Below are 23,297 nucleotides of genomic sequence, written 5' to 3'. Positions count from 1 at the left end.
CCGGCTACTGCAGGCGCTCGTCGTCCAGGATGTCCGGCACCGCCAGGAAATCGATGCCGTCCTCGAGCAGCGCCTGCCGTTCCTCCGGCGTGGAGGTGCCGCGGATCGCACGTTCCTCGGCCTCGCCTTCATGGATGCGCCGTGCCTCTTCGGCAAAGCGGGGGCCGACGTTCTCGGCCCGGCGGACCATTTCCCGCACCTGCTTGAGCACCGCGGCCTGCAGGCGTGCCATCTGGGCCGGTCCGCCGTCCTGATCCGTCACGGGATTACCCGGGGGCGTGGGGGATTTCAGGTGCGATACGTTCAGGCGCGGCGCGGACAGGCGCTTGGAGACCTTGGTCGAACCACACATGGGGCACGACACCAGGCCGCGAGACTGCTGCTCGTCGTAGTTTTCATGCGAGGCGAACCAGCCTTCGAACAAATGGCCCTGCTCGTCGCATTGAAGGTCGAATACTTTCATGACAGGGAATATGGCGACGCTCGATGCCTATGCAAGCCCTTCCGGCTTCCAGGCGGGCTACCGCCCTTGCGGGTCCCGCCGGGATACGCATCATACACGGCCCCGCGCCGCGGTCAGCCGAAATGCAGGCGCGGTACCGCGGCCAGCAGGCGCCGGGTGATCTCGTGCCTGGGCTGCCGCAGGACGGTGGCGGTGTCGTCCAGTTCCACGATACGGCCGCCATGCATGACCGCGATACGGTCGGCCAGGTATTCGACCACGCTGAAGTTGTGGGTGATGAACAGATAGGCGATGCCCAGCTCGCGTTGCAGGTCGCGCAGCAGGTCCAGGATCTGTGCCTGGATGGATACGTCCAGCGCCGACGTGGGCTCGTCGCAGATCAGCACCTTGGGCTCCACGGCCAGGGCCCGCGCGATGGCGATGCGTTGGCGCTGGCCGCCGGAAAACTCGTGCGGATAGCGCGTCGCGGTGTCCTCCGGCAGGCCGACGCGGGCCAGCAGCCGCGCCACGCGATCGGCGCAGGCCTGCCTGGGCAGGTCGCGCCGCAGCGCCAGCACGCCTTCCAGCAGGATCTCGCCCACCCGCATGCGCGGGTTGAGCGACGCGAACGGGTCCTGGAACACGATCTGGATGTTCTCGCGCAGGCGGGCCAGTTCGCGCCCACGCGCATGCATCAGGTCCGCGCCGTCCAGCATGGCGTGGCCGCGTATGCGGGCCCCCTCGATCAGCCTCAGCAGCGCCTTGCCCGTGGTGGTCTTGCCGCAGCCGGATTCGCCCAGCAGCGCCAGCGTTTCGCCGGCGCGCAGGCTGAAGCTCAAGCCATCGACCGCCTTCACCCAGGACTTGATGCGGCGCAGGGGCCCCTTGCGTACCGGGTAATGGACGGACAGGTCGCGCACTTCCAGAACGGTCGGGCCGATATCGGGCGCGGGCGTGGCGGGCTGGCCGATCGCCGGGCCGCCGGACAGCGGCCGGCCGCGTTTTTCGAAGGCCGGGATGGCGTCGAACAATTGCCGCGCGTAGGGATGGCGCGGCGCGGTGAAGAACTGTTCGGCCGGCGCGCATTCGACGATCTCGCCGGCCCGCATCAGCGCCACGTGCTGCGCCACGTTGCGCACCACGGCCAGGTCGTGGGTGATCAGCAGCATGGCCATGCCCATATCGCGCTGGATGCCGGCCAGCAGGTCCAGCACCTGGGCCTGCACCGTGACGTCCAGCGCGGTGGTGGGTTCGTCGGCGATCAGCAGCAGCGGCTCGGCGGCCAGCGCGATGGCGATCATGATGCGCTGTTTCTGGCCCCCGGAGAACTGCATGGGATAGTCGTCGATCCGCCGTTCCGGCTCCGGGATGCCGACGCGCCGCAGCCAGTCGATGGCGCGGGCGCGTGCCGCCTCGCCGCGCAGCCGCGTATGGGCGCGCAAGGTCTCGACGATCTGGTCGCCCACGCGCATGACGGGATTCAGGCTGGTGGAAGGCTCCTGGAAGATGATGCCGATGCGCCCCCCGCGCACCCGGCGCATCGCGCTTTCCGGCAGCCGGGTCAGGTCCTCGTCCGCCAGCTCCACCTGGCCCGCGACAATGCGGCCCGCGTCCGGCAGCAGCCGCAGCAAGGCCATGGCGGTGATGCTCTTGCCGCTGCCTGACTCGCCGACCAGCGCGAAGGTTTCGCCGCGCGAGATCGCCAGGGCCAGGCGCTGGACGGCGACCGCGATGCCGCGCTCGCCGGCGATTTCGACGCGCAGGTCCTGCACCCGCAAAACGCTGTCCGCGGCGCTCATCGCCCTTCTCCCTGCCGCGTGGCCTCGCGCGTTTCGGCGGCCACGGGCGATACGGCGAACAGGCCGCCCGTGGGCGGCGGCGCCAGCACGGGAAGGCGCCGCGCGCGGAACTTGCGCGCGCGCGGATCGAAGGCCGCGCGCACGCCGTCGGCGAACAGGTTGGCCGCCAGCACCAGCGCCAGCATGAAGACGAAAGCCGTGCCGAGGTTCCACCAGATCATGGGGTCCATGGACATTTCCAGGCGCGCGGAGTTGATCATCGAACCATACGAATTCATGCTGGGATCCACCCCTATACCGAGATAGGACAGCACGGCCTCGTACAGGACCAGGGAGGAGAACTCCAGCACCACGGTAATCAACACGATATGCATCACATTCGGCACCAGGTGGCGGCGCATGATGCCCCACCGGGACACGCCGAAGGCCCGCGCGGCCTGCACGTATTCCAGCTCGCGCAGCTTCAGGACCTCCGCGCGCACCAGGCGGCACAGCCCGGCCCAGCCGGTCAGCCCCAGTATCAGGCATAGCAGGAACAGGCGCAGGTCGGCACGCTCGGCGGAAGTGGGAAAGCGCGAGGGATTGTTGTCGATGTACACCTGCATCATCAGCACGCATGCCGCCACCAGCAGGACGCCCGGGATGGAGGTCAGCGTGGTGTAGAGGTAGGTAATGGCATCGTCGACCTTGCCCTTGAAATAGCCGGCGGCGATACCGAAGCCCAGGGCCGGCGGCAGCATGGCCAGGGTGGTCAGGCTGCCGATGACCAGCGCCGTGCGCACGCTCTTGATGGCCTGCCACAGGACGTCGTTGCCGGTGCGGTCCGTGCCCAGGGGATGGTAGCCCGTGGCCAGGCCGGCCAGGACGCCCGCCACCAGGCACAGCACGCACAGCGTCAGATACATCGGCCGCCAGCGTATGTCGGTATCGCCGCGCAGCAGGTCGCGCATGGCGGCCCGCCATGAAGCACGGCGCCGCGCCAGCACCGCGCCCAATGCCACGCCCAGGACCAGCGCGGCCAGCACGCCACCCGCCAGGCCGGCGGCCGCGCGCTTGGCCACGTCGGGCCAGCGTTCCTTGTCGGGATCGGCCAGATGAGCCGCACCCGCCCGCAAGCGTGGGAAGTCGCGCACGGGCCGACCGTCGACCAGCATGCTTTCCTTGGTGAACTGGCGCGCCGCCAGCGGCGCGGAATAGGTCTTCTCCGGACGGGTCAGCACGGTGCCTGCCAGCGCGGCGTCCAGCAGCGAACGCACCGAGGGCGCGTAGGCCACCGGCGCGTCGGCGGCCGCGCCGGGCAAGGGCGGCAGGCGCGGGCGGTAGTGCACCGAATCCAGAAGTCCGGCCACGACGAAAACCGCCAGCACGGCCGCGGCGCACATGGCCGGGCCGTCCTGCGCCACCCTCAGCCAGGTCGCGCGCAGGGTCGGCGTGCGCCGCACGTGCCAGGCATACGCCAGCACGCCGGCCACGATCAGGTACAGGGCGACGTCGGTCCAGAGCAGAACGATCAAGGGCATGGCGGTCACTCGAAACGCACGCGGGGATCGGCCAGCGTGTAGGAGATGTCGGCCAGGATCAGGCCGACGATGTACAGCGCCGATCCCAGGAACACCATGGCGCGCACGATAGAGAAATCCTGCGCATTGATCGCGTCGATGGTGTAGCTGCCCAGGCCGGGAATGCCGAAAAAGGATTCCGCGATCAGGCTGCCCATGAACAACAGCGGCAGCGTGGCGACGGTGCCGGTCAGGATGGGCAGCAAGGCGTTGCGCAGCACATGGCGGAACAGCACGGCGGCTTCCGTCAGGCCCTTGGCGCGCGCGGTGCGCACATAATCCTTGCCGATCTCCTCCAGGAAGAGCGTGCGGTAGAAGCGGGCCTCCGGCCCCAGCCGCGAGACCACGGCCACCGCCACCGGCAGCGCCAGGAACTTGACCGCATCCCAACCGCCCGCAAAACCCGAATACGGCACCAGCCGTAGCAGCTTGGAGAACATCCACTGTCCGGCGATGATGTAGAACAGCCCCGATATCGATAGCAGCACCACGCAAAGCACGACGCCCCAGAAATCCAGGCGGGTGGCGCGGAAAAACACCAGCAGCAGCGAGAAAACGATGCTCGCCCACAGGCCCAGGAAAAACGTCGGCACCGCCAGCGCCAGGCTGGGCCACATGCGGGTGCGTATCTCGCGGCCGATGTCGCGGCCCGCGTCGGACGCGCCGAAATCCATGCGCAGCAGCGGCACCGAGCGCTGGTAGAAGATGGTGTCGGTAAGGCGCCGCGCGCCTTCGGCCTGTGCGTTGTAGAACAGCGGCTTATCGTAGCCCCGCTCGGTCTTCCATTTGTCGATGGCGTCCTGGCTGACGCGCTGTCCGCCGATGGACAGGCGCGCCATATCGTCCGGCGTGTTCACCGCGAAGAACAGCACGAAGGTGAACAGGTTCACGCCGATCAGGATGAGCACGCCGTACAACAGGCGGCGAACGATATATGCACTCATGTCGACTCCCTGGCCGCGACGGTCCGATCGCCGAACGCCGTCTGTTTCTCGCGGCGGCGCAAGGCACGGTAGGACGGCCAGATCGCCAGCGCGATCAGCACGAGCAGCAGCCACAGGGGCCACCAGATCGGCCGGTTCCATTCATCTATCTTGCGGTCCCGCAGGGCCGTATCCAGCTTCATGTATTGCAGCGTGTTGCGGACCATCTGCGTCGGCTTGGCATTGCCCACCCATTGCTGGTAGGCGCCGCCGGACATCGGGAAGTAGCCGAACATCCAGGGCGCGTCGCGCTGCACGATGGCGACCATGCGGTCGATGATGGCCGCCTTTTCCGGACCGTCGTCCAGGAACTTCATCTGGTCGAACAGCTTGTCGAACTCCGGGTTGACGTAGTTGGAGGCGTTCTCCCCGCCCGACGTGGCCTTGGCATTGGGGCCGTACAGCAGGAACAGGAAGTTCTCCGCGTCGGGGTAATCGGCGTTCCAGCCCCACATGAACATCTGCGCGGTACCGCGCCGCATCTTGTCCTGGAAGCGGCTGTAGTCGGTGGAGCGCACATCCAGCTGGATGCCCAGCTTTTCCAGCTGGCGCCGCATCCAGTCGAACATCGGGCTGGCGCCCATGCCGGTCATCGCGTCGTAATGCAGGACCAGCGGTTCGCCGGTTACGGCATCGCGGCCGCCCGGATAGCCGGCCTCGGCCAGCAGCTGTTTCGCCACATCGATGGACTTGCGCACCGGCTTGCCGTCGACCACGTCATAGACCACGGGATTGATCCCCTCGGGCGCCGGCTTGTAGCCCAGCACGCCGGGCGGCACGGGACCATAGGCGACGGCGGCCTGGCTGTTCTCGAAAATGGCGACGTACTCTTCCCAGTCGAAGGCGATACTCAGGGCCTGCCTGAGCTTGCGGTTGCGCTCCTGCTTCTGCGGGGTATCGCCCTTGCCCACCACCGGGTCGTTCCAGTTGAATCCCAGGTACCAGTTCTGGGTCTCTACCGTGGTCGGCAGCTGGATGCCATGCTCCCGATAGCGGGCGGCCTTGTCCGGGGAATCGCCCGCGGCCACCAGCATGGCGACGCCGTACTCCCCGCGCTCAACCTGCGGGATGTCGTAATAGCCCTGCATGAATTTGCCGGCGAGCGGGGTGGACTCTTTTTCGATGCTGAACACCACGCGGTCGATGAAGGGCGTGGGTTTGCCGCAATCGGCCAGGCGTCCCGCGGCGCGATCGGCGGGCTCGCCATCGCAGGGATAGGGCTCCCCGTGGAAATTGGGATTGCGCGCCAGCACGTGCCGCCGGTTCTGCAGCGACTCCACCATCATGTAGGGGCCCGTCCCCACCGGCCAGGTATTCAAGGACAGGTTGCGCGTGGCCATGCCGGGCTGGCTGTAGAAGCGCTCGGCTTCCCAGGGCACGGGCGCGGTGAAGGTCATCGCCAGCCAATACTTGAACTGCGGGTACTTGCCCTTGATGCGGATGCGCAGCGTGTGCGGATCCGGCGCCGTGACGCCGTCGAAGCCGGACTGGCGCAAGTCCAGCCAAGGCAGGTCGCGCGCATCGGGCGGCAGCTTGGCCCGGGCCTGCTGGTCCTGCGCGCGCAGGCGATCGCCATATTCCTTCATCCCCACCACGTAATCGGCCATCAGCGAATAGATGGGCGATGGCAGTCGCGGGCTGGCGAGGCGGCGGAAGGCGTAGACGTAATCGTCCGCGGTCAATTCCCGGGTGCCGGTCAGCGGGAAGTCCGGAATCGCCGACTTATCGTCCAGCTCGCCGGGACGCAGCGGGTAATACGCATAGCTGCCGTCCGGATTCCGGGCGAAGGCGGGATGCGGCTGGAAGCGGATGCCTGGGCGGAGACGCACCTCGTACACGCTTTCGGCGATGGTCTCGCCTGGCGCATCCGCCGGCAGCACCCGGCCCTGCGCATCCAGGTAGGTGGGAGGATCGATACTGGCCGCGGCCCGGGGGATCAGCTTGTACGGACGCGCCAGGTAATCGTAGCCGTACAGCGGCTCGTAGACGTTGTACGTGAAGGGCGTTTCGTCGACCGAATAGGAACTGGCCGGGTCCAGGTATTTGGGCGAATTGCGGGTAAAGGCGGTGTAAAGGGTGTTGTCCTTTTCCGCGCCCGAGCGGTACGGACTGTTGATCGGGCTTTCCTGCCCGCAGCCCGCCAGCGCCGCCACGCACAGCGCCGCCAGCAACCAAAGCCGCCTGATGCTCCCCATTTTTTTTCCGGTCCTGCCCGCAAGTCGATGTCGGGGCAAGGATAGCAAACTGGGATAACGAGCAGGCCGGCCAGGGCCGGGCAGCCGGCCGGAATCGTCAAACCCGCGGGAAATCCCGTATCAGGGCGCCGCCTGGCCGGCGGGCGCGGCGCATTTGCGCTCGTTCCAGCAAGCGAAGCGCCATTCCCAGGGCGGGACCGCGCCCGGCTGGCCCCACAGGCCCTTGCCGGCCTTGCGGGCTTCGCGTTCCAGCGCCGGCAGCGCGGTATCGCGCAGGTACTCGCCGTTGCGGACGGTGTTGGCCCAGGCATAGCCCGCGGCCACCTGCTTGCGGTTGGCGGTCTCGCCGCCGTCCGCCGGCAGGTCGCAGACGTCGCGTCCGTAGCGGTCCTGCTCGTAGCAATGGGCGGTCAGGGTGCGCCCCGCCACCAGGGCTTCCAGGTTGCGCCGCGCGGCCTGGGCGTAGGGCTGGCCGGGCTTGTCCTTGCCATGGCCGGTTTCCGGCGCGTCGATGCTGGCCAGGCGGATGCGGTACTGGCGGTTGTTGGCCCCCAGCAGCGTCACGGTGTCGCCATCGGCGACGCGCACGATGCGCCCTTGCAGCGTGTACGCCTGCCCTTTTCCCGCCGCCGGCCCGCGCGGCGAGGAGCAATACGCCACCCCGGCGCCCATCAGCGCGACCGTCAACGCGATGACGGGACGCGTTACCCCCATGCGCCGCAACGCGGCGTGCACTGCCTTTACAACCACCCGGCCCTCCGGAAACGCCAGTACAACAACCCGCACGCCACGCCGATGCCGGCCAGCGTCATGGGGTACCCATAAGTCCAATCCAATTCGGGCATGTACTTGAAGTTCATGCCGTAGATGCCCGCTACCGCCGTCGGCACGGCCAGGATGGCCGCCCAGGACGCCAGCCGGCGCGTCGTGTCGTTCTGCTGCGACTGCCCCATCATCAGGCTGGCCTCGAAGGCGAAAGCCAGCGCGTCGCGCAAGGCGGCCACCAGTTCGTCGATGCGCATGACGCGGTCGGCGACTTCGGCGAAGTACGGCCGCGCGTGCTCGTCGATCGCGGTCATCTCGACCCGCGCCAGGCGCCGGCAGATTTCCGCCATCGGCGCGATGGCATTGTGGATGCGCAGCAGGTCCCGCCGCTGGCGGTACAACCGGCGGATGTCCGCGTCCTTGGCGCCGCGTATCAGGAGCTTCTGTTCGGCGTTTTCGACCACGCCTTCCAGCTTGGTGACGGCATGGACATAGCGGTCCACCAGAAAGTCGAGCAGCTCGGACGCCACGTAGTCGCTGCCGCGCGCCAGCAGATCCGGCGCGGCCTCCAGCCTTTCGCGCAGCGCGCTGTACGGCGCCGTGGAGCCACGCCGGATGGTGAACAGGAAACCGTCGCCGATGACCAGCTGCGTTTCGCCGAACAGCGGCCGGTCGCCGTCCAGTTCCAGCGTGACGGCCACGACCAGGACCACATTCCCGTAGTCGATGATCTTCGGGCGCTTGTGCGGCTCGTGGATTTCCTCCATCGCCTTGGGGCCCAGGCGCAGCTCTTCGCCCACCCGGGTGAGCAGCTCGGGATGGGGGTTCTTCACGCCCAGCCACAGCAGGCGTTCGGACTGGCCCACGTAGGAATGGATTTGTTCGATCGGCACGGCGGCGTCGCGGCGGCCCTTCACGTACGAGATCGATGCGACGACCTCGCCGTTGTACTCGCCCGCGCCTTGCGCCACGGCGGGCGCCGCGGGGGCACTGGATCCGGGATCCTGCATAAACAATTCCTTCCTGTCTCTTGACGAGGCCACGCACGCCGCACGGCGGGCCCGCCCCTGTTTCGAGCAGCCGACGATGATAGCACCGGGGTGCGGAGCGGCCGCTTCCATGCCCCGGGGCACGGCCTTGCATGGCATGCGGCTTGCACAACCGTGGCCGACATTGTCCCGCAGGGATCCCACGCATGCCTGAACAACGACAACGATCCGCCGTGCGCATCGGCATCTCGGGTTGGCGCTACGCGCCCTGGCGCGGCCGCTTCTATCCCAAGGGATTGCCGCAAGACCAGGAATTGGCCTATGCCTCGCACCAGGTCAGCACGGTGGAAATCAACGGTACCTTCTATTCCTTGCAGCGGCCCGAATCCTTTGCCCGCTGGCGCGACGAAACGCCGGGCGGCTTCGTGTTCGCCGTAAAGGGACCGCGCTTCCTGACGCACACCCTGCGGCTGCGGAACGTCGAGGAACCGCTGGCCAACTTCCTCGCATCCGGCGTGCTCGGCCTCAACGAAAAACTGGGGCCCTTCCTATGGCAGCTGCCCCCCACCCTGCAGTGGGAGCCGGCGCGCATCGAGCCCTTCCTGGATCTGCTGCCCCGCGATACCCAGGCCGCCGCCGCCATGGCGCGTCGCCACGGCCCGCGCATGCGCGGCCGCAGCCTGACGGAAACCGATGCCCGCCGCCCCTTGCGCCATGCCTTCGAGGTGCGGCATGCCAGTTTCGCCTGCCCGGAGTTCGTGGCCGCGCTGCGGCGGCGCGGCATGGCGCTGGTGACGGCGGACACCGCGGGGAAGTGGCCGCTGCTGGAAGACGCCACCGCCGACTTCGCCTATGTCCGCCTGCATGGGGACAAGGCGCTATACAGCAGCGGCTACAGCGAAGCGGCCATCGCAGACTGGGCCCGGCGCATCGACGCCTGGTCGCGCGGGACGACGCCACGCGGCGCGCGGCTGGCCGGCCCCCGGGGCCGCGCCACCGGCCCGCGCGATATCTATTGCTATTTCGACAACGACATGAAGGTGATGGCGCCGCGTGACGCGCGTGCGCTGATGAGCGCCCTGCGCCTGCCCATGCAGCCGGTGGAGGACGCCCCGGCGAGGCCGCCGTCGTAGCGGCGGCCGGTTTTGCCGCCGCGCCTGCATTCATCCCGGCGCGGCCGGGCGCCCTCCCGGAAGGCACGCCGGTTGCTGATGGGCAACCGGTGGGGTCGGACCAATCCGGCCCCGTGTTTCCAGAGAATCGCGGCGGCCGGTGCGGGCCGGCCGCCGCGCCAGCCGGAGGAATGCCATGACGCGTGACAAAGCCAAGCACAGCGGCCAGGACAAGGACCCCAATCATCCCGGAGACAAGGTTCCCACCTACCAGGAGGCCTTGGACGAAGCCGTGGAGGAAACCTTCCCTGCCAGCGATCCGATCTCGCCCGGCGTAGCGGAAAAAGCCGACCGGGAAGTGTCCACGCCCAAGGACGATGTCGATTGGAAGGCCTCGCACGACAAGCGCGGCGAACAGGGCAAGGACGCCGGCCGGAAAAAGTAGGTGGGCGAACAGTGCCGTGGAAAGCCCGGCGCGGGATCGCCGGGCGGCCGGGCCGCCGGACCGCCGGACCGCTGGAATTCCAGCCGGCGTCGCGGCGCTGGCCGGCGGGTCCTCCGCGGCGCCGGGCCGGCTAGAACAGTTTGCGCAGCCGTGCCCCGACATCCAGTTGCGCCACCGGCGATGGCGCCGCCGCCCGGGACGCGGGCAGCTCGGGCAGCCTGGGCAGCGACTCGAACAAGGGCACCATGCCATCGGGAATGAAGCGCGTACGCGACCCATACACGTGGCGGTCGCCCATCCCCGTCTGCTGGTGCACATAAAAGCGCTGCGGCACGATCAGATGCAGTTCTTCCTTGGCGCGCGTCATCGCGACATACAGCAGGCGCCGCTCTTCCTCGATTTCCTCCGCCGAGCCGGTGGCCATGTCGGAGGGGATGCAGCCGTCCACGACATTCAGCACGTAAACGGATTTCCATTCCTGCCCCTTGGCCGAATGGATGGTGGACAGGATCATGTAGTCCTCGTCGCGCAGCGGCGCGCCGGACTCCGCGCTGGTGGCGTCGGGCGGGTCCAGCGTGAGCTCCGTCAGGAAGCGCTCGCGCGAGGCGTAGCCCGCGGCGATGCGCGCCAGCTGGTCCAGGTCGGCCTTGCGCACGCGCGCATCCTCGTACAGCCGCTCCAGATGCGGCGCATACCAGCGCAAGGCCACGTCCAGGTCCGCCGGCCATGCCAGGCCGGGCGCGCACAAATCCTTGTAGGCCTTCGCGAAAGCCTGCCAGTCTTCGCGCGCCGCGTTGCCGGGCTTGAAATCGTCCAGGACCGCCAGGGGATCGGGCGCCGCGTCCATGGCGTCCAGCAGCCGTCCGGCCGTCGCGGGACCGATGCCGGGCACCAGTTGCGCCACGCGAAAGCCCGACATGCGGCCGCGCGGGTTCTGGGCCCAGCGCAGCAGGGCCAGCAAGTCCTTGATATGCGCCGCTTCCAGGAAGCGCAGGCCGCCGAATTTCACGAAGGGGATATTGCGGCGGGTCAGTTCCAGTTCCACCGCCGCGCTGTGGCCGGAGGCGCGAAACAGCACGGCCTGGGACTTCAACGAGGCGCCGGCTTCGCGCTGCGCCAGCACCTGGTCCGCCACCCAGCGCGCCTGGCCGGCTTCGTCGCTGACCGTCACCAGCTTGGGCAGGTTGGACGATTTGCGCTCCGTCCATAGCTGCTTGGCGTGGCGTTCCCGCGCCAGCGCGATGACCGCGTTGGAGGCATCCAGGATAGGCTGCGTCGACCGGTAATTGCGCGCCAGCGTGACGACCTTGGCCGGCACGGCGAACTGCCCGGGAAAGTCCAGGATGTTGCGCACCGTTGCCGCGCGGAAGGAATAGATGGCTTGCGCATCGTCGCCCACCACGGTCAGGCCCCTGCCGTCCGGCTTCATCGCCAGCAGTATCGCGGCCTGCAGCCGGTTGGTGTCCTGGTATTCGTCCACCATGACGTGGTCGAAACGCCCGCCGACATCCGCGGCGATCTCCGGGTGGACCATCATTTCGGACCAGTAGAGCAGCAGGTCGTCGTAATCGAGCACCTGCTGCGCCTGCTTGGCCTGCACATAGGCGCGGAACAGCCGCTTGAGCTCGTCTTCCCATTGGGCGCACCAGGGATAGACGTCTTTCAGGATGCCGTCCAGCGCGGTCTGGCTGTTCACCACGCGCGAATAAATGGACAGGCAGGTGCCTTTCAGCGGGAAACGCGACTCGGTGGAAGACAGGCCCAGCTCATGGCGCAGCATGCCCATCAAGTCTTCGGAATCGCCGCGGTCGTGGATGGTGAAGGCTTCCGCCAGGCCGATGCGGGGGGCGAATTCGCGCAGCAGGCGCGCGCCGATGGCGTGGAAGGTGCCTGCCCAGGGCAAGGCGGGCGGCGCGTGCCCGGCGCCTTGCTTCAAGACCTTGCGCAAGACCGTGCCCGCGCGCCGTTCCATTTCGATGGCCGCGCGGCGCGAGAAGGTCAGCAGCAGCATGCGCTGCGGGTCGGCGCCCTTCAGGATGAGATTGGCCACCCGATGCGCCAGCGTACTGGTCTTGCCCGATCCGGCGCCCGCGATGACCAGCAGCGGACCCGCCTCGGACGTGCCGGCGCCGTACTCGGCCGCTTCGCGCTGGCTGGGGTTGAGGTCTCCGAGGGGGTCGGGCGCGTCGGCGCCGGCGGCGGAAAGTTCGGACATGGACAAGGACTGGCCGCGATTCATGGATGGGCAGAAGCCGCATGGCGCGGCTTCGACAGCCCGCCATGATACTGGATAAAACCTCAGCCTTGCCGGGCGGACCCGGACTGCCCAGCCGGGTACGGGGTTTGCAATCGGGAGAGACACGCGCCACCGCGGCGGGCGGTGCGCGAGTCCCAACCCTAAGGAGAATGCCATGGCCGATCGCATCGTCAAGCTCTTGAACAACCTGACCGAAACCTGCAAGAACGGCGAAAAGGGTTTCCTGGCGGCCGCCGACGACACCAAGGACGCCGAGTTGCGTGGCCTGTTCCAGAACCGCGCGAACGACTGCGCCGCGGGCGCGGCGGAGCTCCAGGCCATCGTCTCGCGACTGGGCGGCAAGCCTGAAACCGGCGGCAGCGTGGCCGGCGCGGTGCACCGCGGCTGGGTGCACCTGAAAGCCGCCGTGGCCGGTCGCACCGACGCCGCCATCCTGGAGGAATGCGAACGCGGCGAGGACGTCGCCAAGCAGGACTACACCGACGCCCTGCGCGAACCGCTGCCGGAAGACATCCGCGCCGTCGTGCAGAAGCAGTACGAAGGCGTGCTGCGCAATCACGATCAGATCCGCGCCCTGCGGGATCGCTATCGCGCCAGCACCTGACCGGCGGCGGGGCGCCCGCGCCCCGCTTCCCGTGACACGTTCCACGCGATAATGCGTCGACCGTCGGCGGCGGGTTCCACCCGGGAACCCGCCGCCGACGCGCATCCAGGAGACGCCATGCCGAAGCAGGACCCGACATGAATGCGAGCGACGCCGCCGGGCCGGCGCGCGAGGACTCCGGCGCCATCCTGGTCGGCACGGCCTCCTGGACCGATCCCACCTTGCTGGCCTGCGGGCGCTTTTATCCCCCGGGCACGGTCACCGCCGAAGCGCGCCTGCGCTATTACGCATCGCGCTTTCCCATCGCCGAAGTCGATTCCAGCTACTACGCCCTGCCCACCGCGCGCAACGCCCACGCCTGGGCCACGCGCACGCCGCCCGCCTACGTGATCAGCATCAAGGCATTCCGCCTGTTCACCGGACACCAGACGCCGCTGGCGGCCCTGGATGCGGACCTGCGCGAGGGGCTGCCCGAAGACGGGCCCGACGTGGTCTTCATCGACCGGCTGCCCCGCGATATCGTCGACGAAGCCTGGCGCCGCTTCGTCTTCGCGCTGGAGCCCTTGCGCATGGCGGGCAAGCTGGGCACGGTGCATTTCCAGTTCCCGCGCTGGGTCGAACCCGATGCGCGCGGACGCGCCCGCGTGGCCGAGTGCGTCGCCCGGCTGGAGGACCACATCGCTTCGGTCGAATTCCGCCACCGCGGCTGGCTACGCGGCACGGCGGCCCCGGCCACGCTGGATTTCCTGCGCGACCTGGGCGCAGCCCATACCGTGGTGGACGCCCCGCAGGGTTTCGAGGACAGCGTACCGGCGGTATGGGACAACACGCGCGACGACGTGGCCGTGGTCCGCATGCATGGACGCAACGCGGCGGCCTGGCATGCTTCCGGCAGCGCGTCGTCCAGCCGCTTCAACTACGAATACAGCGTGGCCGAACTCGAGGACATGGCGCGCCGCGTGCGCGCGCTGGCGCAGCGCGTGCGCCGCACCCACGTCATCCTGAACACGAATTTCCAGGACCAGGGCATGCGCAACGCGCAGGGGCTGATGCAGGCATTGCAAGCCTGAAGCGGGCGCGCGCATCGCCCCACGCGCGCAGGACCGCCGCGCCGCCCGCTACTTCAGGAAGCCGATGGAAAGCCAGGGCACGGCCGCGACGATGGCCAGGCCGATGGCGATCGATACCAGGTATCCCACGATGGCCCGCATGCCGCGCTCCGGCGCCACGCGGCTGATCGCGCAGGCCGCGTAATAGCCGACGCCGAACGGCGGCGCGAACAGCCCGATGCCCATGGCCAGGATGACCACCATGGCGTAGTGCACCTCGTGCACGCCCAGTTGCCGCGCGATGGGAAACAGCAAGGGGCCGAACAGCACGATGGCCGGAATGCCTTCCAGCACGCTGCCCAGGATCACGAAGGCGACGATGGATACCGCCATGAAGGTGAACGCGCCGCCGGGCAGCCTGGCCATCATGTCCGCCAGCTGGTGCGAGAAACCGGATTGCGTCAGCGCCCACGCCATGCTGGTGGCCGCCCCGATGATCAACAGGATGGCGCCCGACAGGCTGGCCGTATCCACCAGCATGGGCCACAGGCGCTTCCAGTCGAAGCGGCGGTACACCAGCAGGCCGACCAGGGCGGAATACACGATGCCGATGGTGGAGACCTCGGTGGCGGTGGCCACGCCTTCGACCACGGCCGCGCGGATCACGAAGGGCAGCGCCAGCGCCGGCAGCGCGACCAGCAGGGCGCGCCCGATATCGGCGCGCGTGGCGCGCGCGATGCCGCCGGTATGCTCGTGGCGGCTGCGGCGCCACACCACGAAGCACAGCATCAGGCCCAGGACCAGCCCCGGCAGCAGGCCGCCGGTGAACAGGGCCGTGATCGACACGCCGGTGACCGAGCCGATGGTGATCAGCACCAGGCTGGGCGGTATGGTTTCGGTCTGCGCGCCGGTGGCCGACAAGAGCGCCACCAGATCGCCCTCATCCGAGCCGCGCTTGCGCATTTCGGGAAAGAGCACCGGCGCCACCGCCGCCATGTCGGCGGCCTTGGCGCCAGAGATGCCGGAAACCAGGTACATGGCGCCGATCAGGACATACGACAGGCCCCCGCGCACATGCCCCAGCAAGCTGGCCAGGAAGCCCACCATGCGCTCGGCCATGCCGGTCATTTCGATCAGGACGCCCAGGAATACGAACATGGGCACCGCCAGCAGGATCAGGTGCGACATGCCCTCGTCCATGCGGCCCACCACCACCATCATCGGGGTGCCGGTGGTCAGCGCCAGATAGCCGAAGGTCGCCAGCCCGAAACAGAAGGCGATGGGCACGCCGGCGAATACGCACACGGCGACGACGCCGACGAAGAACACCACCAGGTTCGCATTGCCGAGCCCGGCGAATACCGGCTGCAGCGCCGTCATGGCGGCGATGATGGCCGCCACCGTGGCCACCGCGCCCAGCGTGAGCTTCCACGGCGCGCGCACCGCCAGGCGCAGCAAGGCGATCAGCATCATCAGCGCCGTGCCCACCGGCAGCGCGGCGGCGCGCCAGATATTGGAGATCTCCAGGGCCGGCGTGGTGACGTACTGCTCCTCCACGGCGTATTCATAGCCCGGCATCGCGATCATCAGCAGGAAGGCCAGCGCGGCCGCCACCGCCACGACGTCCAGGAAGGCCCGCGCGCCGGGCGACGCGCGGCTGACCAGCGCCGTCATGCGCATGTGCTCGCCGCGCCGGAAGGCGACGACGGCACCCAGCATGGCCAGCCACAGGAACAGGATGGAAGCCAGTTCGTCCGACCACACCAGCGGCGTGTGGAACACGTAGCGCGCGACGATGCCGGCGAACAGCACGACGATTTCCGCGACCACCAGCAAGGCCGCCGGGATGTCCACCAGCCAGCCCAGCGCCGCGTCGGCGGCCGCGATCCAGGACGGACGCGCGGCCACGCCGCCGTCCGTCGCCGCGATGGCGGGCGCGGCCGCCCGCGTCGGCGTGTCGTGCATCACGACAGCTTGCCGACCGACTGTTCCAGGATGGCCCAGGCTTTTTCGCCGTACTTGCCCTGCCACTCCTTGTAGAAGCCTGCCTTGCGCAGGGCATCGCGGATGGGAGCGGGATCGGGCGTGTTGAAAGCCAGGCCCTGTTGCGCCAATTGCGATTGCAATTCGCCGTTCAGCTTGAACGTATCGGCACGCATCTTCATGCCGGCATCGTTGATGTGGGCGGTGACGATGCCCTGGATGTCCTTGGGCAGTTTTTCCCAGGCGCGCCGGTTCATCAGGAACCAGAAGCCGTCCCACATGTGGTTGGTCATGGAGCAGTACTTCTGCACTTCGTACAGCTTGGCCGTCTGGATAATGGCCAGGGGATTCTCCTGGCCGTCCACCACCTTGGTCTGCAGCGCCGAATACGTCTCGTTGAAATTGATGCTGGCCGGCGCAGCGCCCAATGCCTGGAACATGGATGTCCACAGCGGGCTCACCGGCACGCGGATCTTCATGTCCTTGAAGTCGCCAGGCCCATTGATGGGCCGGGTGCTGGTCGTGACCTGGCGGAAGCCGTTATCCCAGATCTTGTCCATGACCAGCAGGCCCTTGGCCTGGATCTCCTGGCGGATGAAGGCGCCCAGCGGGCCGTCCATGGCCTTCCACACCGTGTCGTAATCCGGGAAGGCGAAGCCCACGCCGCTGATGGACGCCGTCGGCACCAGCGTGGAAAGGATCAGCCCGGACAAGGTAAAGAATTCCACCGCGCCGGAACGCAGCTGGCTCAGGGTATCGGTGTCCGAACCCAGCTGGCTGCTGGGAAAGACGTCGAGCTGGAAGCGGCCGTTCGTCTCCTTCGCGATGGCGGCGGCGGCTTCGCGCGCCCGCACGTTCATGGGATGCGTGGCGGGCAGATTGTTGGCGTACTTGTAGCGAAACTCGGGCGCGGCGATGGCGCGGCGCACGGGCGTGGCGGCGAGCATCGCGCCGCCACCGGCGGCGGCAAGCATCAATTTCCGGCGTGTGGTGTCCATCCTGTGTCCTCTCTCGTCTCCGTTTTGTTTTTTTCCCGCGGCATCGCGCGGCGATGTGCGGGTATCCGCGCACGCGCCGCGGCACTGCATCGCTCCTGCCCTCCCCGCGCGTGGCGAAGGCATTAGATCATAGAGACATTGCACGCGGCTTAAGAATGTTCCCGCAGTATTACAAGGCGGCAGCCTGAACTTCAACGCCTGAGCGCTACCTGTCCCGCGTGGCGCCCGCGCCGCCGGACGCGGCGGCCACGTGCCGCCGAAACGCTGTGCGCGCACGGCCGGATTATCCCCACATTGTGTGGACAACCCTTGGGACAGTCGCTGCGCAATTTCAAAATAGCCTTATGCCGCAAGGACTTGCCGGGACCGGGCAGGAATGGCCCAGGCGATGGCAGGCTGCTTATCCCCACCTTTTGTGGACAACCCTTGGGATAGCTGCTGAGCAGATCCAAAAATGCCTTGCGGCTCAAGAACTTGCCGGAGCCGGTCAGATCCGGCGCAGGCATGCGGCGCGCGCGCCGGCCGCCCGGACAGCGTCATCTCGTGGTAGATTCGGCTCCCTTCCCGCGGGACAGAAGCGTCATTCATCATGCTCCGAACGATCAGCCGTGAAGACACCCGCCGCATCGCCGCGCTGATGGCCGAGGCGGCGGACGCCGAGATCATGCCGCGTTTCCGCCAGCTGGCCGCCGATGCGGTACGCAGCAAGACATCGCCGCTGGACGTCGTCACCGATGCCGACGAGTCCGCCGAACGGCTGATCGGCGAACGGCTGGCGCGCGCCTATCCCGGTGCCGTGCTGGTCGGCGAGGAAGCCTGCTCGCGCAATCCGGCGCTGCTCAATGTGTGGATCGATGCCGAGCTGGCCTTCCTGATCGATCCCATCGACGGCACGCGCAATTACGTGGCGGGACTGCCGCTTTTCGGGGTGATGGTGGCCGCCGTCAGCCGCGGCGAAGTCATGGCCGGCGTGATCTACGATCCGGTTTGCCGCGATGCCGCGATCGCCGTGCGCGGCGAAGGCGCCTGGCTGGAGAACGAACATGGCGTCCAGACGCCGTTGCGGGTGGCGGATCCGCTGCCGGTGCAGGACATGACCGGCCTGATCGCCGTGCGGCACCTGGACGATCCGCTGCGCGCCACGGTGAACGCCAATGCGCTGGGGCTGGCGTCCTCGACGATACTCAATTGCTCCGCGCACGAGTACCGCATGATCGCCGGCGGACACGCGCACCTGTTGATGTACGGCCGGCTGATGCCCTGGGACCACGCGGCCGGCTGGCTGCTGCACCACGAGGCGGGCGGCTACGGCGCGCACTTCGACGGCACGCCCTACAAGCCCACCCATCGCGGCGGCGGCCTGCTGTACGCGCCGGATGCCGGCAGCTGGAAGGCAGCCCGCCGGCTGCTGCTGGGCGAGGACTAGCCGGCGCGCCGCAGGCGCGGCACGGCAGCGCGCCCGGCTTGCCCCGGGGCACGGGCGAGACCCGCCCGCCCGATATCTCGAAGCGCCGGACGCGGCCCCGATAAACCCTGCCCCCCACAAGGTTTGCCGCGCCGCCGCACCGGCCATCGGGGTACATTTGTATTCCTTTACGGTATTGCCCGACGCGGGCCGCGCGCCATCGGCGCCGTCCATGCGTCCGTCCTCTTCCACTCGCAGCACAAGCGCCATGAACGCACCCTTGAACCACCACAGCGCCTCCTGGAACCTGGACCGCATCGTTTCGGAACTGCGCGCCGTCCGCACCGAATGGCGGCAGCCGCTGGGACGGCTGCGCGACGCCGGGGGACGCGAATTCCCGTCGCAGGAAAGCATCCGCGAGATCGTCAAGGCGCTCTGTGGCGCCCTGTTCCCCATGCGGCTGGGGCCCATCGACCTGCGCGAAGAGCTGGAGGACTTCTACGTCGGTCATACCATCGGCACCGCGCTGGATGCGCTGCTGCACCAGGTCAGGCTGGAACTGAACCATGCCGCGCGCAATCACGGCCCGATCCAGGCGGAGACCGAACAGCGCGCGCAGGAAATCGTGCGCGCCTTCGGGGCGCAATTGCCGGCCATCCGCCGCAAGCTGGACGCCGACGTGATCGCCGCCTACCAGGGCGATCCCGCGGCGCGCAGCGTGGATGAAGTGCTGCTGTGCTATCCCGGCGTGCTGGCGATGATCCACCATCGCCTGGCGCACGAACTCTACCTGCTGGGGGCGCCGCTGCTGGCGCGCATCATCGCCGAAATCGCGCACGCGGATACGGGCATCGACATTCATCCGGGCGCGACCATCGGCCGCAGTTTCTTCATCGATCACGGCACCGGCGTGGTGATCGGCGAAACCGCCGTCATCGGCGACCGCGTCCGCCTGTACCAGATGGTGACGCTGGGCGCCAAGCGCTTTCCCCCCGGCGAGAACGGCGAACTCAAGAAAGGCCTGCCGCGCCACCCCGTCCTGGAGGACGATGTCGTGGTCTATGCCGGCGCCACCATCCTGGGCCGCATCACCATCGGCCGCGGCTCGGTCATCGGCGGCAACGTCTGGCTGACGCGCGATGTGCCGGCCGGCTCCAACGTCACGCAGGCGGGTACGCTCAATACCTCGCCCGACGCCGGCCTTGGCGGCTGACGGCGTGACGGCGGCCGGCGACTTGTCCGCGCTGCGCGACTTCGTGCTGGCGCATCCGCGCCTGTTCGTGTTGACCGGCGCGGGCTGCAGCACGGGCTCGGGCATCCCCGATTACCGCGATAGCGAAGGCGCCTGGAAACGCCGGCCGCCCATGAACTTCAGCACCTTCATGGGCAGCGCCCTGGCGCGTTCCCGCTACTGGGCGCGCGGCATGATAGGGTGGCGCATGTTCGGCAACGTCAGTCCCAATGCCGCCCACCTGGCCCTGGCGCGGATGGAACGGCAGGACAGGTTCTCGCTGCTGGTCACGCAAAACGTCGACGGCCTGCACGAGAAAGCCGGCAGCCGCGACACCGTCGACCTGCATGGCCGCATGGATCGCGTCATCTGTACCCAGTGCGGCCACACCCTGCCCCGCACGCAGATGCAGGAATGGCTGGAATCGCTCAATCCCACGTGGCGGGACCTGGCGGCCAACGATGCGCCGGACGGCGACGCCGACCTGGAAGACCTCGATTTCTCCAGCTTCCAGGTGCCGCCCTGCCCCGTGTGCGGCGGCATACTCAAGCCCGATGTCGTCTTCTTCGGCGAAACCGTGCCCCGGGACCGGGTGGCGCGCGCCAATGACGGCCTGGCACGCGCCGACGCCGTGCTCGTGGTGGGTTCGTCCCTGATGGTTTATTCCGGCTACCGCTTCGTCGCCGCGGCATCGCGCGCCGCGCTGCCCATCGCCGCGATCAACCTGGGCCGGACCCGGGCCGATTCCCTGCTGGCCCTCAAGATCGAGCAGCCTTGCGCCGAGGCACTGGCGAATCTGCTGTCGCTATTGCCCGAGCCCGGCGCTTAGCGCGCCAACATGGGAAGCGAATGAAAATCGCGCGCCGCGCCCGCGGCGTGGGAGGATTTTGACCTCCGGGCCCAAGCCCTTGCCGCGCAAGGGTTTTTTCCGCCTGTTCGCAGACTATCCATAGGGTTGTCCACAGAACCTGGGGATAACATCGGGCCGAATCGGAACCGGGTCGCATGCGCCGTGCCCGCAATCCGTGGCTCGCGGCCCGCGGCCGAGCGCCGCGGTGGCCGATGCCCGTGACGGCCGCTATTCCCCCAGGAATTCCGCCACGCCCTGGAAGCCCTCTACGTGATCGGCCACCACCTTGACGATGACGGCGATGGGAATGGACAGCAGCGTGCCCCACAGTCCCCAGGCCCAGGTGAATAGCAGCAGGATGACGAAGACAGCGACCGGGTTCATTTTGGCGATGCGGCCGGTCATCCAGGTCTGCACCACGAAACCGATCAGGGCCGCGATCAGCAGGGACACGCCCGCCACCAGCAAGGCCGGGCCGAGTTCGCCGAACTGCACCACGGCGGCCACGCCGGTAAAGACGGCGACCAGCAGCGGACCGAAATAGGGAATCACGTGCAAGGCGCCGGCGACCACCGCCCACATCCCGGCGTTCTCCAGGCCTATCCAGCGGAAGGCCGCCCAGGTCAGCAGCGCCAGCAGCACGTTGGTGACCACCATCATCATCATGTACAGCCGGATGGAGCGATGGATCTCGCCCAGCATATGCACGCTGATTTTTTTCTCGCTCAAATTGCGGCCGCATACGTGCACGAATTTGCGCTTGAAGGTGTCGCCCGCCAGCAGCAGGAAGAACACCAGGAAGATCACCATCAAGGTCTGCCCGAGGAATTCCGCCACGCCCATGGAGCCGGCCAGCAGCATTTCCTCCAGCTTGTCGGCCGGTCGCGTCACCACCACGCGTTCGCCGCCCGGCCGCGGCTTCTCGGGCGTACTGACGGTATTCGCGGCCGCGCGCAACTTGTCCATGATGGAGCCGCCGCCGCCGCTGAAGCTTTCCACCGAGCGCGCCACCTTCTGCGCCGTATAGGGCAGGTTGTCGACGATGGACATGACCTGGCCGCGCAATGACAGGACGCCGAACACCACGACGGCCACCAGCGCCGTCACCACCACCGTGGCCGATATGACGCGCGGCATGCGCAGCCTGCGTGTCAGGAAGCCCACGGGACCGTCCAGCGCGTACGACAGGATGATCGAGAGCACCAGCGGGATGACGAAGTCGCGCGCGAAGTGCAAGGCGAAAACGACGGCCAGCACGGCGATGATGGACAAAGGCGCGTGCCGCCGGTCGAACGCGCGCGGCGGTGGCGGCGCGGCGGGATCGGTGTTTCCCGAGGCGGCGGCCTGGACCGTCTGTATCGCCGTATCGGACACGCTCGCCGCGGGGGCGGGCGTCACGCGGGGCTGGGAGCTCATAGGGAACGAAGGGGCCGGGTGATCATGCTCGGGTGGCGGCTCCGCGCCGCCATGGACAGGGGGTCGCCGGCCGGCGCCCAGCGGGATGCCGAGGGCGCCTGCGCGGCAGGTGGCGCGCCTTTAGCAACCGCCGTGCCCGCGCGGCGCACCCGCGCCTTCCCCACGATCCCGCCGCGTCAGTGCAGCGCGCCGTAGCCTTCCGGGTTCGCCTGCTGCCACCGCCAGCCGTCCTTGCACATGTGCTCGACTTCGTAGGTCGTCCGCCAGTTCAAGAGGCGGCGGGCCAGGCTGGCATCGGCCCAGACGCGGTCCACGTCGCCCGGCCGGCGCGGCTCGATGCGGCAGGGAATGCGCAGGCCGTTGACGCGCTCGAAGGTGCGAACGAGCTGCATGACGCTGGTGCCCTTGCCCGTTCCCAGGTTGACCGCGACGAAGCCGGAATGCCGCAGCGCGTAATCCACGGCGCGCACATGGCCCGCGGCCAGGTCCATGACGTGCAGGTAATCGCGCACGCCCGTGCCGTCTTCGGTTTCGTAATCGTCGCCGAATACCTTCAGGTGCGGCTGCCTGCCCACCGCCACCTGGGTGATGTACGGGAACAGATTGTTGGGCACGTCGCGCGGGTTCTCGCCGATCAGGCCGCTGGGATGCGCGCCGATGGGATTGAAGTAGCGCAAGGTGACCGCGCTGAACCCCGCATCCGCGGCGCAGGCATCCTGCAGCATCTGTTCCACGATCAGCTTCGAGCGCCCGTACGGATTGGTCGGCTGCAGCGGATGTTCTTCCGTAAAGGGCAGGAAACGCGGCACGCCGTACACCGTGGCGGACGAACTGAACACCAGGCGGCGCACGCCGTGCTCGCGCATCGCCGACAGCAGCGCCACCGTGCCGGAGACATTGTTGTCGAAGTACTTGACGGGATCGCGCACCGATTCGCCCACCGCCTTCACACCCGCCAGATGCAGCACGCATTCGATGGGCTGGCCCTGCCGCTTCTGCAGCGAGAACAGTCCGTCCAGCAAAGCCGCTGAACGGATATCCCCCTCGACGAAGGCGATGCGCGTGCCGACGATGCGTTCGACGCGGCGCACGGCCGCGCGGCTGCCGTTGCACAGGTTATCGATGACGATGGGGCGGTATCCCGCGCCCACCAGTTCTATCAGGGTATGGCTGCCGATATAGCCGGCGCCGCCGGTGACCAATAGCGTCGTCATT

The 23,297-nt window shown here is 68.1% G+C and carries 19 protein-coding genes; 7 read left to right on the top strand and 12 right to left on the bottom strand.

Annotated elements, in window-relative coordinates:
• Positions 1 to 4: 4 nt before the first annotated feature.
• The 7 genes from BAU06_RS07645 to BAU06_RS07615 all read right to left on the bottom strand — a co-directional run bounded on the left by BAU06_RS07645 (position 5) and on the right by BAU06_RS07615 (position 8,753).
• Complete coding sequence (locus BAU06_RS07645; protein ID WP_066346546.1) at positions 5 to 463, bottom strand: DUF1178 family protein; 459 nt, start codon at positions 461 to 463, stop codon at positions 5 to 7.
• Between the two features lie 113 nt (positions 464 to 576).
• Entirely contained in the window at positions 577 to 2,241 is a 1,665-nt protein-coding gene (locus BAU06_RS07640) for an ABC transporter ATP-binding protein (protein WP_066346544.1), read from the bottom strand.
• Positions 2,238 to 3,761 (bottom strand): ABC transporter permease, encoded by a 1,524-nt coding sequence (locus BAU06_RS07635; protein ID WP_066346541.1) that lies wholly within the window; start codon positions 3,759 to 3,761, stop codon positions 2,238 to 2,240. Before BAU06_RS07635 ends, BAU06_RS07640 begins: the two co-directional genes overlap by 4 nt.
• A gap of 5 nt (positions 3,762 to 3,766) precedes the next feature.
• The gene (locus BAU06_RS07630) at positions 3,767 to 4,744 is read right to left on the bottom strand and encodes an ABC transporter permease (RefSeq protein WP_066346536.1); all 978 of its coding nucleotides are present in this window, start codon (positions 4,742 to 4,744) and stop codon (positions 3,767 to 3,769) included.
• Positions 4,741 to 6,978, bottom strand: a complete 2,238-nt coding sequence (locus tag BAU06_RS07625; RefSeq protein WP_066346534.1) for an ABC transporter substrate-binding protein — start codon at positions 6,976 to 6,978, stop codon at positions 4,741 to 4,743. The genes BAU06_RS07630 and BAU06_RS07625 overlap by 4 nt, the downstream gene beginning before the upstream one ends.
• A gap of 120 nt (positions 6,979 to 7,098) precedes the next feature.
• Complete coding sequence (locus BAU06_RS07620; protein WP_231934015.1) at positions 7,099 to 7,713, bottom strand: thermonuclease family protein; 615 nt, start codon at positions 7,711 to 7,713, stop codon at positions 7,099 to 7,101.
• A 5-nt stretch (positions 7,714 to 7,718) separates the two neighbouring features.
• Positions 7,719 to 8,753, bottom strand: a complete 1,035-nt coding sequence (locus BAU06_RS07615; RefSeq protein ID WP_082993565.1) for a magnesium and cobalt transport protein CorA — start codon at positions 8,751 to 8,753, stop codon at positions 7,719 to 7,721.
• A gap of 185 nt (positions 8,754 to 8,938) precedes the next feature.
• On the opposite strand from BAU06_RS07615, the gene BAU06_RS07610 reads away from it, so the two are divergent.
• Both BAU06_RS07610 and BAU06_RS07605 read left to right on the top strand, forming a co-directional pair.
• Entirely contained in the window at positions 8,939 to 9,865 is a 927-nt protein-coding gene (locus tag BAU06_RS07610; protein ID WP_066346528.1) for a DUF72 domain-containing protein, read from the top strand.
• Between the two features lie 175 nt (positions 9,866 to 10,040).
• Positions 10,041 to 10,289 (top strand): hypothetical protein, encoded by a 249-nt coding sequence (locus BAU06_RS07605; protein WP_066346526.1) that lies wholly within the window; start codon positions 10,041 to 10,043, stop codon positions 10,287 to 10,289.
• A gap of 130 nt (positions 10,290 to 10,419) precedes the next feature.
• Here the strand turns inward: BAU06_RS07605 and BAU06_RS07600 are convergent, their stop codons facing one another.
• Positions 10,420 to 12,504, bottom strand: a complete 2,085-nt coding sequence (locus tag BAU06_RS07600; RefSeq protein WP_066358379.1) for an ATP-dependent helicase — start codon at positions 12,502 to 12,504, stop codon at positions 10,420 to 10,422.
• A 196-nt stretch (positions 12,505 to 12,700) separates the two neighbouring features.
• Here BAU06_RS07600 and BAU06_RS07595 point away from each other — a divergent pair, with 196 nt between their 5' ends.
• Positions 12,701 to 13,150, top strand: coding sequence for a PA2169 family four-helix-bundle protein (locus BAU06_RS07595; protein WP_066346524.1), 450 nt, complete (start codon positions 12,701 to 12,703; stop codon positions 13,148 to 13,150).
• A gap of 137 nt (positions 13,151 to 13,287) precedes the next feature.
• On the top strand, positions 13,288 to 14,220 hold the full coding sequence (locus BAU06_RS07590; protein ID WP_066346521.1) for a DUF72 domain-containing protein: 933 nt from the start codon (positions 13,288 to 13,290) through the stop codon (positions 14,218 to 14,220).
• Positions 14,221 to 14,268: 48 nt separating this feature from the next.
• Here the strand turns inward: BAU06_RS07590 and BAU06_RS07585 are convergent, their stop codons facing one another.
• Together BAU06_RS07585 and BAU06_RS07580 are read right to left on the bottom strand one after the other, a co-directional pair.
• Positions 14,269 to 16,164: a TRAP transporter large permease gene (locus BAU06_RS07585; RefSeq protein ID WP_082988056.1), complete on the bottom strand. Its 1,896-nt coding sequence runs from the start codon at positions 16,162 to 16,164 to the stop codon at positions 14,269 to 14,271.
• A complete protein-coding gene (locus BAU06_RS07580) occupies positions 16,164 to 17,180 on the bottom strand; it encodes a TRAP transporter substrate-binding protein (RefSeq protein ID WP_066346518.1) in 1,017 nt (338 codons plus the stop codon). Before BAU06_RS07580 ends, BAU06_RS07585 begins: the two co-directional genes overlap by 1 nt.
• A 589-nt stretch (positions 17,181 to 17,769) precedes the next feature.
• On the opposite strand from BAU06_RS07580, the gene BAU06_RS07575 reads away from it, so the two are divergent.
• The 3 genes from BAU06_RS07575 to BAU06_RS07565 all read left to right on the top strand — a co-directional run bounded on the left by BAU06_RS07575 (position 17,770) and on the right by BAU06_RS07565 (position 20,645).
• Positions 17,770 to 18,606: an inositol monophosphatase family protein gene (locus BAU06_RS07575; protein ID WP_066346515.1), complete on the top strand. Its 837-nt coding sequence runs from the start codon at positions 17,770 to 17,772 to the stop codon at positions 18,604 to 18,606.
• Positions 18,607 to 18,853: 247 nt separating this feature from the next.
• A complete protein-coding gene (gene epsC, locus BAU06_RS07570) occupies positions 18,854 to 19,798 on the top strand; it encodes a serine O-acetyltransferase EpsC (RefSeq protein ID WP_066346512.1) in 945 nt (314 codons plus the stop codon).
• Positions 19,788 to 20,645: an NAD-dependent protein deacetylase gene (locus BAU06_RS07565; protein ID WP_066346509.1), complete on the top strand. Its 858-nt coding sequence runs from the start codon at positions 19,788 to 19,790 to the stop codon at positions 20,643 to 20,645. The genes epsC and BAU06_RS07565 overlap by 11 nt, the downstream gene beginning before the upstream one ends.
• 249 nt (positions 20,646 to 20,894) lie before the next feature.
• Here the strand turns inward: BAU06_RS07565 and BAU06_RS07560 are convergent, their stop codons facing one another.
• Complete coding sequence (locus tag BAU06_RS07560; protein ID WP_066346500.1) at positions 20,895 to 22,082, bottom strand: AI-2E family transporter; 1,188 nt, start codon at positions 22,080 to 22,082, stop codon at positions 20,895 to 20,897.
• Positions 22,083 to 22,258: 176 nt separating this feature from the next.
• On the bottom strand, positions 22,259 to 23,296 hold the full coding sequence (gene galE, locus BAU06_RS07555) for a UDP-glucose 4-epimerase GalE (protein ID WP_066346499.1): 1,038 nt from the start codon (positions 23,294 to 23,296) through the stop codon (positions 22,259 to 22,261).
• Between the last annotated feature and the right edge of the window lies 1 nt (position 23,297).

The sequence above is a fragment of the Bordetella bronchialis genome, assembly GCF_001676705.1.
Classification (GTDB): domain Bacteria; phylum Pseudomonadota; class Gammaproteobacteria; order Burkholderiales; family Burkholderiaceae_B; genus Bordetella_C; species Bordetella_C bronchialis.
The sequence above is the reverse complement of the archived record's forward strand: the minus strand, read 5'-3'. Positions and strand labels throughout refer to the sequence as shown.

Bases quoted from the DNA above. Each gene is read 5' to 3' on its own strand.
- galE (WP_066346499.1), bottom strand. From the start codon at position 23,296: ATGACGACGCTATTGGTCACCGGCGGCGCCGGCTATATCGGCAGCCAT.
- BAU06_RS07605 (WP_066346526.1), top strand. From the start codon at position 10,041: ATGACGCGTGACAAAGCCAAGCACAGCGGCCAGGACAAGGACCCCAAT.
- BAU06_RS07615 (WP_082993565.1), bottom strand. From the start codon at position 8,753: ATGCAGGATCCCGGATCCAGTGCCCCCGCGGCGCCCGCCGTGGCGCAA.
- BAU06_RS07635 (WP_066346541.1), bottom strand. From the start codon at position 3,761: ATGCCCTTGATCGTTCTGCTCTGGACCGACGTCGCCCTGTACCTGATC.
- BAU06_RS07580 (WP_066346518.1), bottom strand. From the start codon at position 17,180: ATGGACACCACACGCCGGAAATTGATGCTTGCCGCCGCCGGTGGCGGC.
- BAU06_RS07610 (WP_066346528.1), top strand. From the start codon at position 8,939: ATGCCTGAACAACGACAACGATCCGCCGTGCGCATCGGCATCTCGGGT.
- BAU06_RS07645 (WP_066346546.1), bottom strand. From the start codon at position 463: ATGAAAGTATTCGACCTTCAATGCGACGAGCAGGGCCATTTGTTCGAA.
- BAU06_RS07595 (WP_066346524.1), top strand. From the start codon at position 12,701: ATGGCCGATCGCATCGTCAAGCTCTTGAACAACCTGACCGAAACCTGC.
- BAU06_RS07590 (WP_066346521.1), top strand. From the start codon at position 13,288: ATGAATGCGAGCGACGCCGCCGGGCCGGCGCGCGAGGACTCCGGCGCC.
- BAU06_RS07625 (WP_066346534.1), bottom strand. From the start codon at position 6,978: ATGGGGAGCATCAGGCGGCTTTGGTTGCTGGCGGCGCTGTGCGTGGCG.
- BAU06_RS07585 (WP_082988056.1), bottom strand. From the start codon at position 16,164: ATGCACGACACGCCGACGCGGGCGGCCGCGCCCGCCATCGCGGCGACG.
- epsC (WP_066346512.1), top strand. From the start codon at position 18,854: ATGAACGCACCCTTGAACCACCACAGCGCCTCCTGGAACCTGGACCGC.
- BAU06_RS07560 (WP_066346500.1), bottom strand. From the start codon at position 22,082: ATGAGCTCCCAGCCCCGCGTGACGCCCGCCCCCGCGGCGAGCGTGTCC.
- BAU06_RS07630 (WP_066346536.1), bottom strand. From the start codon at position 4,744: ATGAGTGCATATATCGTTCGCCGCCTGTTGTACGGCGTGCTCATCCTG.
- BAU06_RS07640 (WP_066346544.1), bottom strand. From the start codon at position 2,241: ATGAGCGCCGCGGACAGCGTTTTGCGGGTGCAGGACCTGCGCGTCGAA.
- BAU06_RS07600 (WP_066358379.1), bottom strand. From the start codon at position 12,504: ATGTCCGAACTTTCCGCCGCCGGCGCCGACGCGCCCGACCCCCTCGGA.
- BAU06_RS07575 (WP_066346515.1), top strand. From the start codon at position 17,770: ATGCTCCGAACGATCAGCCGTGAAGACACCCGCCGCATCGCCGCGCTG.